The organism is Allomuricauda ruestringensis DSM 13258 (assembly GCF_000224085.1).
GTDB lineage: Bacteria > Bacteroidota > Bacteroidia > Flavobacteriales > Flavobacteriaceae > Flagellimonas > Flagellimonas ruestringensis.
Window position 1 is genome coordinate 2,306,798 of the sequence record NC_015945.1, and the last position, 12,861, is coordinate 2,319,658.

The window sequence follows — 12,861 nt, forward strand, 5'->3', positions numbered from 1 at the left end:
CGAAACTGGGAAGGAAACTTTGTGCCTTGAAGCAGGTCACTTTTTTTTGATGATCTCTGCCAAAAGTTTTTTGGCCCGGAGCAATTTCACCTTTACATTGTTCACGGGTTCGTTGAGTTCTTTGGCAATATCGGCATAGCTCATTTCTTGAAAATAGCGCAGGTTGATGACTTTTTGGTAATGCGGTTTTAATTTTTTGATGTCCTGTAGGAGATGGGCAAGGTTTTGCTCCGTGATCAAACGGTCCTCGACCGTGGGGGTTTCGTCCAAGACTTTTTTAACCTCGTCCCCTCGGGAATCCATTTCGTTCATGAGGCTCCGCTTGCGTTTTCGGAGAAGGTCCACATGAAGGTTTTTGGAAATGGTGATGAGCCAGGTCTTAAATTCATAAGTTTCATCGTAGGTGTCAATTTTATCAAAGGCCCTCGAAAATGTTCTTATGGTTATGTCTTCTGCGTCATTTTCATTTTTGGTGCGAAGTATCTGAAAACCGTAAACATCGTTCCAAAAAGTGTCCAAGAGTGTACTAAAGGCAATTTGGTTTCCTTCTTTTGCCTTTTGTATAATCTCCTTGATGGAATCGTCGGTTTTTTCCAAAAAATGAATCTTACCTGAAAATGTTAAGAATTATTGGGTGTTGGTAACCGTATCTCTTTTACAATCTTGTTCCTCTGGAAGTTTGCCACAAAATCCGCAAGCTTCGCCATCCTTGTTCAAAAAAGGACTTTGACTGGCGCATGTTCCAGCAAACTCACCGTTCTTTTTCCCCCAGATTTTAATAGCAATACCTGCGAATGCAAGTGCTAATAAACCAATGGTGACTAATACTAATTTCATATTCCAACTTTTGTACAAAGGTACAAAAATACCTCGCTAAAGGTCGGGGTGTTTAAGGTTTCTTTAAAGTTGAACTTTAATATTTGATGTTGGCCACGATATTGTCGACCGATGGGGTGTTGTTGCCACCTTTTGGTTCAATGGTGATGTAACTTACTGCATTATCGGCATAAGGAAGCGCAAGAAGTTTATCTTTTTCATCAAAGTTTTTGATTACACCTAAATTCACCAACTCTCCGTTCACCTCGGCCCACATCTGGAAGCATTTGTCCTCGGGAAGTTCTGGAACATTGCTTACGTTGATATAAGAAAGTTTTTTAACGGGATTAATATATGCGATGGCCTTGAGTTCCTTGGCTTCGCGCTCACCTTTTACTGTATACTTTTTGGTCGAGGGGTTGTTCAGTACAATGAATTGGTTTCTCATGTCCGCCAATTGGTCTTTCATGTTATCCTCCAAATACTTGATTTGGTTGGTGACCATGGTATTTTTTTCTTGAAGCGTTTGGTTCTCGTTCCAAAAGAATAGGGAGGAACCGGCAAAAATCATTATGGCGATACTGGCCGCTACGGCATAACGCATGTACTTTTTGCTTACCATCGTCTCCTTTTTTGCGCTGGCCAATATGATTTCTTTTAGACCTTCTGGGGTCTTTTTGGCATACATGTTGGCAAAGGTCTCTAGGTTTTTTTGGAGCATATCGTAGGTTTCCCTTATTTCGGGATACATGGCAATATACCTTTCGGCCTTTTGGGATTCTTCTTTAGTGGTATCTCCCAAAAGGTACTTTTCCAAGATGTCGGATTCTAAAAATATTTTAACTTTTTCCTTCATGATAATAGATTTAATAAAAAAAGCAAAGACATGGTTGTGCCGTAAATTTTTCCAAGTTCCCTAAGCCCGATTTTTAATCGGGACTTTATGGTTCCCAAGGGAATATCCAATTCATCACTTGCCTCCTGCTGCGTCATTCCCTCAAAAAACAGGGCTTCAAGAACAACCCTGTACTTATCTTCAATCTTGTCCAAGTTTTCTTGGATGTCCAGATGTTCAGGGTTAATAGCCTTCACTCCAACATTATATACGTCTGAAACGTCGATTTGGATTTCCTTGTCCGATTTATTATTGACGCTCCGTAACTTATCTATGGCTGTATTTCGCACAATTCGAAATAGCCAGGTAAAAAGTTTGGCTTTGGAGGCATCGTAACTATCAGCTTTTTTCCAGATTTTGATAAAACTTTCCTGGAGCACATCTTGGGCCAAATCTTCATCTTTTACCACTTTAAAAGCAACACCGAAAAGTGTATCACCATAATTTTCGTAGAGTAGGGAAATAGCCTTATCGTCTTTTTCCGCAAGGAGTGAAACAATATGTCTCTCGATCAATGTGCTCATTAATGATGCTTTTGGTAAAATTTTTTATGGGACCAAAATCTAAAATAGGATTTATCTCGTATATAAAACAAAGCTAAGACAGAAAAAGCATTTTGTCTTTGTTCATTTTGAATAGAAATAAGGGGTGTCACAACCCTGACAACATTCATAAATTTGGTTAGTTTGGTTTGGTATAACCCTCGTTATTGACTTCAATGCGAGGGTTATTTTATTATGTTCACCTCTGGCTGAATTTTTATTTTAAAGGTTTTTTGTACTTCTTCTTGAATTTTTTTGGCCAAATGAAGTATTTCCTTGCCCGTAGCGTTGCCGTGGTTCACCAAGACCAAGGCTTGTTTATCGTGTACTGCTGCATCACCAAACCGTTTTCCCTTAAACCCGCATTGCTCAATGAGCCAACCAGCTGGAATTTTATATTGATTGTCATCCATCTCATAAAAAGGCGCATTGGGATTCTTTTTAATGAATTTATCAAATGCTTTTTTAGGAATAATAGGATTCTTAAAAAAACTGCCGCTATTTCCAATTTCTTTGGGGTCGGGCAATTTGCTTCTTCTGATTGCGATCACGGCATCGGAAACATCTTTTATGGATGGGTGAACAATTCCCTTGTTTTTCAGTTCATTCTCAATGGAGCCATACCCCGTGTGCAGTACATGATCTTTCTTGGTCAGTCTTAAAACTACCGAAGTAATAATGAATTTATCCTTTGCTTTGTTTTTAAAGATGGAATCCCGGTAACCAAATTCACATGCTTCTTTGTCAAAGCCTTCCAATTCCCCAGTTTTTACATCCATGGCGGCACAGCTCACAAAAACATCCTTGAGCTCCACGCCGTAGGCACCAATATTTTGGATGGGCGCAGTACCCACGTTCCCTGGAATCAACGAAAGGTTTTCAAGTCCGCCGTAACCCTGTTCCAGGCTCCACATCACCAATTCATGCCAATTTTCACCGGCCATTACCTTCACCTCCACACTGTTTTTGCCTTCCTCGACAACGGTAATACCCTTGAGGTTAATGTGCATCACAAGGGCATCAATATCCTTGGTGAGCAGCATATTGCTCCCTCCGCTGATTATGAACTTTTTTGGGTAAGCCTTGAGTTCAAGCGCTTTTTGAAGTTGGACCAGCCCGGTAATCTCAACAAAAAACCGTGCTTTTACGTCAATACCAAAGGTATTGTAGCTTTTTAAGGATATGTTTTCCTGAATATTCACTAGGCGTTGTACTCTGTTAAGGCCTTGCCCAATATTTGGACGGCCTTTACAAGTTGCTCTTTTTCGAGCACATAGGCAATTCTTATCTGATTTTTTCCCAAACCTGGCGTGGCATAAAAGCCTGCTGCTGGAGCCACCATCACGGTATTGCCATTGAGTTCATAACTTTCGAGCAACCATTGTGCAAAGTGATCGGCATCTTCTATAGGTAGTTCTGCCACGCAGTAAAAGGCGCCTTGTGGGGTAGCTACTTTTACGCCTTCCAGTTTGTTGAGCTCTGTGATGAGCAGGTTTCTTCGAGAAACATATTCCTCGATTACATCATCAAAATATTCTTGTGGGGTTTCCAATGCCGCTTCACTTGCAATTTGGGCAAAAGTTGGTGGAGAAAGTCTTGCTTGGGCAAATTTCATTGCAGTTGCTATTACCTCGGTGTTTTTGGAAATCAAACAACCGATCCGTGCCCCGCACATACTGTAACGCTTGGAAACGGAGTCTACAACAATGGCGTGTTGTTCCAGCCCATCAACCTGAAGAATAGAGTAATGCTCCCTTCCATCGTAGGTGAATTCGCGGTACACTTCATCTGCCACCAAAAAAAGGTTGTGTTTTTTGACCAAATCGGCCAATTGTTCTATTTCTTCTTTGCTATAAAGGTATCCCGTGGGATTCCCAGGGTTACAAATAAGGATAGCCTTTGTTTTTGGAGTAATGAGCTCTTCAAACTTGGAAATGGGAGGGAGGGCAAAATTATTTTCAATGGATGAAGCAATAGGTTGTACTTTAACCCCCGCAGCAGTGGCAAAACCGTTATAGTTGGCATAAAATGGCTCAGGTATAATGATTTCATCATCGTTGTCCATAATGGACCCCATGGTAAAAGATAATGCTTCGGACCCTCCTGTGGTTACAATAATATCTTCGGCATCAACAAAAATGTCCCGTTTGGCATAATAAGCAGCAATTTTTTGACGGTATTCTTCGGAACCCTGGGTCATGCTGTATTCAAGTACCTCAATAGTATGGTTTCGTACAGCATCCAAAGCCACCTTTGGTGTTTTGATATCGGGTTGTCCAATGTTGAGGTGGATTACATGGGTTCCCCGTTTTTTTGCAGCCTCTGCGTAGGGTACCAATTTACGGATGGGCGATGCGGGCATTTGTGTCCCTTTCTTCGAGATACTAGGCATGTGCTAAAGTTTTGGCAAAAATGAGAAAACCAACTATCGAAAACAACAACTTTAAGGAATAATTCCTTGCTTATTGAAATGTTAAATTAAGATGAGGTTTGAAGCCAAATGTGTATATTTAATAAGTATGACTAGTTGAAATTAAGCATGTTGAGGAAAAACATCATCTTTTTTGCACTTCTTTTTTTTGCACCCTTGTTTATTTGGTCGCAAGGATATCGATTGCCCGATGGTGAAAAATTCCAAAAGATAAAGTTTGAGCTGATCAACAACCTTATTATAATTCCAGTAGAAATCAACGGTACCGAGCTTACCTTTATTTTGGATTCGGGGGTCAGTAAGCCTATACTTTTTAATCTTTCCGAGTCGGATTCCATACCTATCAACAATGTTTCCGAGGTCACCATTCGCGGCCTTGGCGGCGGAGAGCCGATGAAGGCCTTAAGTTCCAAAAACAATGCCTTTAAACTCGGTGGGGCGAGAAATTACTCCCAAGACCTTTATGTGGTTTTGGATCGGGGAATCAATTTTTCTACCACTCTTGGTATTCCTGTGCACGGAATTATGGGGTACGACCTTTTTAGGGATTTTATTGTTGAAGTGAATTATAGCTCAAAAAAAATAAAACTGCATAATCCAGAACTTTATAAGTATCGGAACAAAAGAAAAACACAGACCATCCCTCTTATCGTGGAGAAACGAAAAGCCTATGTAGAAGGTACTGTTTTAATGAAGGATACCGCCAATGTTCCCGTGAAATTGTTGGTGGATACCGGAAGTAGTGATGCCTTGTGGCTGTTTCCGGCACCGGAAAAAGGCTTGGAAATCCCAGAGAAGAATTATGAGGACCACTTGGGTAGGGGGTTAAGCGGTGATATTTTTGGAAAGCGAAGTAAAATCAATGGGGTTCGGATAGGCGATTTTGAACTTGAAGAAGCCAAGGTAGCATTTCCTTACCTTGAATCTTTTCAGGGATTGGAAAGTATGGGCGACCGAAATGGCAGCTTGGGGGGCGAAGTGCTTAAACGTTTTAATATGGTGTTCGATTATGCCCGAGGTCTGGTTACCTTAAAAAAGAATGGCAACTTCAAAGACTCCTTCCAATACAATTTAGCTGGAATAGATTTACAGCACAACGGTTTGCGTTATATCGCAGAGAGTATTGCCGATGTCAATGGAATAGTAAAAGAGGACAAAGCGGACACTTTTGGCAATGTTCAAATTTTATTGGAAAACAAGACCCGTTTAAGTCTTGTTCCTGAAATAGTGGTATCCGGTATTCGTGCAGGAAGTCCCGCAGCAGAGGCGGGTTTGCGCGAAGGGGATGTGATTTTAGCGGTAAACGGAAAAAGAGTTCATAAGTACAAGCTACAGGAAATCCTTAAAATGATTAACGAAAGAGAAGGAAAGCGGATAAAAGTATTGATCGAACGATACAATAGGGATTTGCTGTTCACTTTTGTCCTTAAGAAGATGTTTGATGACGACTAATAAGAAACGAAAAGCCCCAAAACCAATTGGTTTTGGGGCTTTAAATTATAATTTTCTTTTTGCTTATTTCGCTCCCGGATTTTTAACGGTACCCTTAATTTTCAAAACTTTTGTTGGAGTATCCGCATTGGAGGTCACAGTAATGGCCTTTCTAATGGGGCCAACCCTGTTGGTGTCATATTTCACTTCAATTTTACCAACTTTTCCAGGCATAATGGGCTCTTCGGGCTTTTTAGGGATAGTACATCCGCAGCTAGATCTAACATTGCTGATCACCAAAGGAACATCGCCAGTGTTGGTAAATTCAAAAACACGAACACCATCGCTACCTCTTTCGATTTCTCCGTAATCAATGGTCTCGCTTTTAAATTCGATTTTAGCAGTCTCCTGAGCATAAATCCCTAAGGATAAAAGCCCTACAAACAGCATGAGTACAGTTTTTTTCATCATTTTTGGTTTTTGGGTGAACTTCAAATGTAGATGTTTTGATACCTGCATCCAAAATTCTTTTGTTATAGAATAACGTTACTTATTTTTGTTTCGTATTTCTGGATTGGCTCTCATCCGAAGAATAGCGTAAAAATTAACATTTAGCTTTCCCTTCAAAAATCCAATCACAGTCCAATTAAACAAAAACTGTACCGAAAAATGGAAATTCCATCAAAATATGACCCCAAAAGGGTTGAAGAACACTGGTATGCTTACTGGTCGGAGCACAATTATTTTAGCTCCAAACCAGACGAAAGGGAGCCGTATACCATAGTAATACCCCCGCCAAACGTTACTGGTGTGCTTCACATGGGCCACATGCTCAATAATACCATTCAAGATGTTCTTATCCGAAGGGCACGACTCTTAGGTAAAAATGCCTGTTGGGTACCGGGAATGGACCATGCCTCTATCGCTACCGAGGCCAAGGTGGTTGCCAAACTTAAAGCTGATGGTATTGACAAATCAAAATTGTCCCGCGATGAATTTCTAAAACATGCATGGGATTGGACCAACGAGTACGGAGGGGTAATCCTTCAACAATTAAAAAAATTGGGCTGCTCCTGCGATTGGGGCCGAACCAAGTTTACTATGGATGACGATATGTCAGCCTCGGTAATCAAGGTTTTTGTTGATTTATATAATAAAGGCTTGATTTACAGGGGGTATCGAATGGTGAATTGGGATCCTGAAGCGAAGACCACGCTTTCTGATGAGGAGGTAATCTATGAAGAACGACAAGGTAACCTGTATTATTTATCCTATGCCATTGAAGGTTCGGACGAAAAAGTGATCATTGCCACGACCCGTCCAGAGACTATTTTGGGCGATACCGCTATTTGTATCAATCCAAACGATGAAAGATACCGTCATCTTAAAGGTAAAAAGGCCATTGTACCTATTTGTGATAGGGTGATTCCCATTATTGAAGATGAATATGTGGACGTTGAATTTGGTACGGGATGCTTAAAAGTAACTCCTGCACATGACGAGAACGATAAAAATCTTGGGGAAAAGCATAATCTAGATGTAGTTGATATTTTTAATGAGGATGCCACCCTGAATTCTTTTGGCCTTCACTACGAAGGCAAGGACCGTTTTGTGGTGCGTAAAGAAATTTCCAAGGAATTGGAAGAAAAAGGGTATCTGGTGAAAACCGAACAGCATACCAACAAAGTGGGTACATCCGAAAGGACCAAAGCCGTAATCGAGCCAAGACTTTCGGACCAATGGTTCCTGAAAATGGAAAACATGGCCAAACCTGCTCTTGAAGGCGTTTTGAAGACCAAGGACGTAAAATTGTACCCCTCCAAGTTTGAAAACACCTATCGCCATTGGATGGAGAACATCCGGGATTGGAACATTTCCCGTCAATTATGGTGGGGACAGCAAATTCCTGCTTATTATTATGGGGATGGAAAAGAGGATTTTGTGGTTGCAGAAACCCCCGAAGAAGCACTTAAACTGGCACAGGAAAAAACTTCGGACCTCGGACTTCGGACTTCGGACTTAACACAAGATCCTGACGTATTGGATACTTGGTTTTCTTCGTGGTTGTGGCCCATAAGTGTTTTCGGTGGAATTTTAGAGCCAGATAACAAAGAGGTAAATTATTACTACCCAACCAGCGATTTAGTTACGGGACCCGATATTTTGTTCTTCTGGGTAGCCCGTATGATCATGGCCGGATATGAATATCGGGGGGAAAGACCTTTTGAAAATGTATATCTCACAGGTTTGGTTCGTGACAAACAGCGCCGAAAAATGTCAAAATCCTTGGGTAACTCACCCGATGCCCTAAAATTGATTGAAGATTTTGGCGCTGACGGTGTTCGTGTAGGACTTTTATTGAGTTCTGCAGCAGGAAACGATTTGTTGTTCGACGAAGCCCTTTGCCAGCAAGGAGCCAACTTTGCCAATAAAATTTGGAACGCGTTCCGATTGGTAAGGGGATGGGAAGTCGCGAATATTCCGCAGCCCGAAGCCGCACAAAAGGGAGTTGAGTGGTACAAGGCAAAGTTCAATCAAACTTTGGTGGAAATTGAAGACCATTTTTCCAAATACCGTATTTCCGATGCCTTGATGGCTACCTACAAATTGGTGTGGGACGATTTTTGCTCTTGGTTGCTGGAAATTGTAAAGCCAGAGTATCAAAAACCAATCGATAAAGCAACCTACAACGAAGTGCTTGGTCTTTTCGAAGAAAACTTGAAATTGTTACACCCATTTATGCCTTTCTTAACGGAAGAAGTTTGGCAGCACATTGACGAGCGTACTCCTGAAGATGCATTGATCGTGGCCCAATGGCCAAAAGCGAAAGAAGTGAATTCAGCCCTAATTGCCGAGTTTGAATTTGCTTCCGAGGTAATTTCAGGGGTTAGAACCATCAGAAAAGAGAAAAACATTCCTCAAAAAGATGCTTTAGAACTCTTTATGTTGAATGGTGAGAAAGTAGGCAATCAGATGGATGCCATCATTCTTAAACTAGGAAATCTGTCAAAAATGGAGGCAGTGGATGCCAGTTTGGAAGGAGCTTTGACTTTTAGGGTAAAGAGTAACGAGTATTTTATTCCAATAAGTGGCGCCATTGATGTTGAAGCGGAAATTGCCAAGATTACGGAGGAGCTCAATTATACCAAAGGATTTTTAAAATCTGTGGAAAAGAAGTTGAGCAATGAGCGTTTTGTGAACAACGCCCCTGAAAAAGTGGTGGCCATGGAACGCAAAAAAGCTGCCGATGCCGAAGCCAAAATTGAGACTTTGGAAAAGAGTTTGGCCAGTTTAAAATAACCTTTGGTTATAAATTGATATGATTTTGAAAAGGGAAGCCAGCTTCCCTTTTCTCATTATTTTTCTTACTTTGGAAAAGATTAGAACCAACAACACAATTACCAATGAAAAACCTCAATAGAAGAAGTTTTATCCAAAAAACCTCATTGACCGCGGCGGCAATTTCCATAGCCCCAACTTATTTAAAAGCCAATTCGGATAGACCACTTTCATCAACATACATGGGTGGATTTGCCGCACCTAAACTGGAAAAGGTGCGTGCAGCATTTATCGGAGTAGGAGCACGGGGAGGAACCCACGCCAAGTTTTTTGCTGCTCTGGAAGGCACCGAAGTCGTCGCCATCTGTGATTTATACGAGGATTTGGTAAAAGAAAAGACCCAGTGGGTAAAAGAGGCCAGTGGGCCAGACCGACATCAGAATATGGCCCAATACTGGGGTGATGAGGACAAGTGGCGTACCATGCTCAAAGAAGTAAAGCCCGATGTGGTGTTTATTGCCACGAACTGGGTAAATCACGCACCTATGGCCATTGGAGCCATGGAAAATGGAGCACACGCATTCGTTGAGGTTCCAATCGCTACCACCATTCAAGATATGTGGGATATTGTGGATGCCAGTGAACGTACTCAAAAACATTGCATGATGCTGGAAAATGTTAATTACAGCCGTGATGAGTTGATGTTCCTCAATATGTGCAGGCAAGGTGTGGTTGGTGAAATTTTGCACGGCGAAGCAGCCTACATTCACGAACTGCGTTGGCAAATGGAAGAGCAGGAGCGGGGCACGGGTTCTTGGAGGACGCCCCACTATGCCAAACGGAATGGAAACTTGTACCCGACCCACGGTTTGGGTCCTGTTGCCCAATATATGAGCTTGGCGAGACAAGAAGATACCTTTGGCAGTTTGGTTTCTTTCTCTACGCCCGCAAGAGGACGCGAGCTGTATGCAGAAAAAAATTATCCAGCCGATCATAAATGGAACAAACTCGATTTTAAAGGAGGAGATTTGAATACGTCCATAATTAAAACCTCCCTTGGGAAAACCATTATGGTGCAATGGGACGAGACCAGCCCAAGGCCCTATTCCCGATTGAACTTGGTGCAGGGAACCAAAGGTGCGTTGGCAGGATTTCCGACCCGCGTAGCGCTGGAAGGTGGCGTGGAAGGGCTCACCAAGGACCATCACTCTTGGGTACAAGGAGAACAATTGGAAAAATTATACGAAAAATACGACCACCCACTCTACAAAAGATTGAACGAAGCAGCCAAAGGAAGTGGACACGGCGGAATGGACGGCATTATGGTATATCGAATTGTGGAATGCCTGCAACAAGGACTTCCGTTGGACCAAAATGTGTACGAAGGATGTTTGTGGAGTGCCGTTTCTCCTTTAAGCGAGCGTTCAGTGGCAAGTGGGGGAGCACCGCAACCCTTTCCAGATTTTACCAGAGGCAACTGGAAAGAAACAGCGCCTTTGGAGATTATAAGCTAAGTAGACCAAGATTAATGATTGAAATAAAAGTCCCGGCCCGAATCTGTTTTTACGGAGACCATCAAGATTATTTGGGATTGCCCGTCATTGCAGGTACCATTGACCGCTTCATCAATTTAAAGGCGAACCCGAATTCTGATAGGAAATACCTTTTGAAGTTGTTGGATTTAAAGGACGAGTTGTCCATTTCTTTGGATGATGGTTTGAAACAAGTGCAAGCCGATGATTACTTCAGGTCGGTAATGGTAGTTTTAAAAGAGCAAGGTTTCCAACTTGACCAAGGTTACGACATCGAAATTTCAGGAAACATTCCCGTGAATGCAGGATTATCCAGTTCTTCGGCCTTGGTAGTGGCCTGGATCCGTTTTTTGGTGGCGACACAGGGGAAATCGGAAGATATCAGTGATTATCAAATTGGGAGATGGGCGTATGAGGCCGAAGTGTTGTTTTTTGATCAACCCGGAGGTTTGATGGATCAGTACACCATCGCACAAAAAGGACTTATTTATATCGACACCCAAAGTGGGGAAAGCACACGTTTGAATGCTGATTTGGGCAAACTGTTGGTTGCTGAATCGGGCGTTCCAAAAAAAACCTTGGAAGTGCTCAAAAATGCACGAGTGTACGCACAAGAAGCGGTGGATGCCGTTAAAAAGGTACATCCTGAATTTGTTTTGGAAGAATCATGTTTGAGTGATTATGAAAAATACATCGACTTGGTGCCAGAGGAGTTTCAGGGGTATTGGTATGCCACGATTTACAACTATCACATCACTTTGGAAGCAAAAAAAGAGCTGTTGAAGCCAAACCCAAATATTTCAGCTTTGGGAGATTTAATGAACCAGCACCAAATCATTCTTCAAAATCAAATCAAGAATACACCATCGGAAATGGTGGAAATGATGGATGTTGCCCGTGAGATGGGTGCATTGGGAACAAAAATAATCGGTTCGGGAGGTGGAGGTTGTATGGTGGCCATGGTAACTGATGCTGTCGAGGAACAGGTAAAACAGGCGTTTTTGGACAAAGGCGCCAAAGCGGTGTATGCTGTAGAATTAACAAGTTAATGCAAATGGAGAATACAAGTTTGATCATTATGGTGGGAGGGGAGTCTTCCCGAATGAAGCGGAGTTTAAAAACTAAGGAGGGCCAAAAAGGGATCATGGACAATATCCCCCATAAAAGTTTGATTCCCGTAGGGAAAAATGGAAGGCCCTTCTTGTACTACTTGGTACAGAATGCCGTGGAAGCAGGTTACGCCAAACTGTATTTGATCACTAGTCCCGAGAACCAAGCATTTCAAAGTTTGATTGATAATAAGGATCTTCCTGTCGGGTTGGAAGTGTTTTTGGCAGTGCAAAGTGTGCCCGAGGGAAGAAAAAAACCATTGGGTACCGCCGATGCCCTTCAACAATGTTTGGACCAATACCCAGAGTTGAAACAGACCATTTTTACCGTTTGCAATGGGGATAACCTATACTCTGTGGGTGCTTTAAAAGATTTGAGACAAGACAGAACAGCACCACATGCCTTGATCAGTTATGGCAGTTCAGGCTTTGACTATACCGAAGAGCGCATTGCCAAATTTGCCGTGATGGACATTTCTTCGGATGGATTTCTACAGCAGATCATTGAAAAACCAAATGTATGGGATGTGCCCAAATATAAAGATGCCTCAGGCGAGCTTCGGGTGAGCATGAACATTTTTAGTTTTTCCGGAGAAACCATATATCCGTATTTAAAAAATTGCCCTGTAGACCCTGTCCGAGATGAAAAGGAACTCCCCAAAGCAGTAGCTATTTTGGTTGGCGAACAACCACGGAGCGTACTTTGTATACCCCGCTCCGAACACATTCCAGATTTAACGGATGCCAATGATATTCAATTATTTAAAAATTTAGAGTAACTTAAAGGCATATAATCCCATTCTTGCATCGAGCAAAGTTTAATTTT

General features: G+C 42.0%; 12 protein-coding genes. 5 read left to right on the forward strand and 7 right to left on the reverse strand.

The genetic code is table 11. The features are described 5' to 3' along the window. Positions 1–36: 36 nt before the first annotated feature. The 6 genes from MURRU_RS10350 to MURRU_RS10375 all read right to left on the reverse strand — a co-directional run bounded on the left by MURRU_RS10350 (position 37) and on the right by MURRU_RS10375 (position 4,645). Positions 37–597 (reverse strand): RNA polymerase sigma factor, encoded by a 561-nt coding sequence (locus tag MURRU_RS10350; RefSeq protein WP_014033417.1) that lies wholly within the window; start codon positions 595–597, stop codon positions 37–39. A 30-nt stretch (positions 598–627) separates the two neighbouring features. Then, positions 628–837, reverse strand: a complete 210-nt coding sequence (locus MURRU_RS10355) for a hypothetical protein (RefSeq protein WP_014033418.1) — start codon at positions 835–837, stop codon at positions 628–630. Positions 838–913: 76 nt separating this feature from the next. Next, complete coding sequence (locus MURRU_RS10360; RefSeq protein WP_014033419.1) at positions 914–1,672, reverse strand: anti-sigma factor; 759 nt, start codon at positions 1,670–1,672, stop codon at positions 914–916. Next, entirely contained in the window at positions 1,669–2,235 is a 567-nt protein-coding gene (locus tag MURRU_RS10365; protein ID WP_014033420.1) for an RNA polymerase sigma factor, read from the reverse strand. Before MURRU_RS10365 ends, MURRU_RS10360 begins: the two co-directional genes overlap by 4 nt. A gap of 203 nt (positions 2,236–2,438) precedes the next feature. After that, complete coding sequence (gene murB, locus MURRU_RS10370) at positions 2,439–3,455, reverse strand: UDP-N-acetylmuramate dehydrogenase (protein ID WP_014033421.1); 1,017 nt, start codon at positions 3,453–3,455, stop codon at positions 2,439–2,441. Then, complete coding sequence (locus MURRU_RS10375) at positions 3,455–4,645, reverse strand: pyridoxal phosphate-dependent aminotransferase (RefSeq protein WP_014033422.1); 1,191 nt, start codon at positions 4,643–4,645, stop codon at positions 3,455–3,457. The genes murB and MURRU_RS10375 overlap by 1 nt, the downstream gene beginning before the upstream one ends. Before the next feature lie 147 nt (positions 4,646–4,792). Between MURRU_RS10375 and MURRU_RS10380 the strand changes: the two genes are divergently transcribed. Further along, complete coding sequence (locus MURRU_RS10380; protein WP_014033423.1) at positions 4,793–6,136, forward strand: aspartyl protease family protein; 1,344 nt, start codon at positions 4,793–4,795, stop codon at positions 6,134–6,136. 63 nt (positions 6,137–6,199) lie between these two features. On the opposite strand, the gene MURRU_RS10385 is transcribed toward MURRU_RS10380, so the two are convergent. Further along, complete coding sequence (locus MURRU_RS10385; protein ID WP_014033424.1) at positions 6,200–6,586, reverse strand: DUF1573 domain-containing protein; 387 nt, start codon at positions 6,584–6,586, stop codon at positions 6,200–6,202. A gap of 198 nt (positions 6,587–6,784) precedes the next feature. On the opposite strand from MURRU_RS10385, the gene MURRU_RS10390 reads away from it, so the two are divergent. The 4 genes from MURRU_RS10390 to MURRU_RS10405 all read left to right on the forward strand — a co-directional run bounded on the left by MURRU_RS10390 (position 6,785) and on the right by MURRU_RS10405 (position 12,814). After that, a complete protein-coding gene (locus MURRU_RS10390) occupies positions 6,785–9,415 on the forward strand; it encodes a valine--tRNA ligase (RefSeq protein WP_014033425.1) in 2,631 nt (876 codons plus the stop codon). Between the two features lie 104 nt (positions 9,416–9,519). Beyond that, positions 9,520–10,908 (forward strand): Gfo/Idh/MocA family protein, encoded by a 1,389-nt coding sequence (locus MURRU_RS10395; protein WP_014033427.1) that lies wholly within the window; start codon positions 9,520–9,522, stop codon positions 10,906–10,908. Between the two features lie 14 nt (positions 10,909–10,922). Continuing rightward, entirely contained in the window at positions 10,923–11,975 is a 1,053-nt protein-coding gene (locus MURRU_RS10400; protein ID WP_014033428.1) for a GHMP family kinase ATP-binding protein, read from the forward strand. A 5-nt stretch (positions 11,976–11,980) separates the two neighbouring features. Next, positions 11,981–12,814: a sugar phosphate nucleotidyltransferase gene (locus tag MURRU_RS10405; RefSeq protein ID WP_148261500.1), complete on the forward strand. Its 834-nt coding sequence runs from the start codon at positions 11,981–11,983 to the stop codon at positions 12,812–12,814. The last annotated feature ends 47 nt before the right edge of the window (positions 12,815–12,861 follow it).

Excerpts from the sequence above, each read along its gene's own strand:
- MURRU_RS10400 (WP_014033428.1), top strand. The coding sequence starts at position 10,923 with ATGATTGAAATAAAAGTCCCGGCCCGAATCTGTTTTTACGGAGACCAT.
- MURRU_RS10385 (WP_014033424.1), bottom strand. The coding sequence starts at position 6,586 with ATGATGAAAAAAACTGTACTCATGCTGTTTGTAGGGCTTTTATCCTTA.
- MURRU_RS10360 (WP_014033419.1), bottom strand. The coding sequence starts at position 1,672 with ATGAAGGAAAAAGTTAAAATATTTTTAGAATCCGACATCTTGGAAAAG.
- MURRU_RS10365 (WP_014033420.1), bottom strand. The coding sequence starts at position 2,235 with ATGAGCACATTGATCGAGAGACATATTGTTTCACTCCTTGCGGAAAAA.
- MURRU_RS10355 (WP_014033418.1), bottom strand. The coding sequence starts at position 837 with ATGAAATTAGTATTAGTCACCATTGGTTTATTAGCACTTGCATTCGCA.
- MURRU_RS10380 (WP_014033423.1), top strand. The coding sequence starts at position 4,793 with ATGTTGAGGAAAAACATCATCTTTTTTGCACTTCTTTTTTTTGCACCC.
- MURRU_RS10395 (WP_014033427.1), top strand. The coding sequence starts at position 9,520 with ATGAAAAACCTCAATAGAAGAAGTTTTATCCAAAAAACCTCATTGACC.
- MURRU_RS10375 (WP_014033422.1), bottom strand. The coding sequence starts at position 4,645 with ATGCCTAGTATCTCGAAGAAAGGGACACAAATGCCCGCATCGCCCATC.
- MURRU_RS10390 (WP_014033425.1), top strand. The coding sequence starts at position 6,785 with ATGGAAATTCCATCAAAATATGACCCCAAAAGGGTTGAAGAACACTGG.
- MURRU_RS10405 (WP_148261500.1), top strand. The coding sequence starts at position 11,981 with ATGGAGAATACAAGTTTGATCATTATGGTGGGAGGGGAGTCTTCCCGA.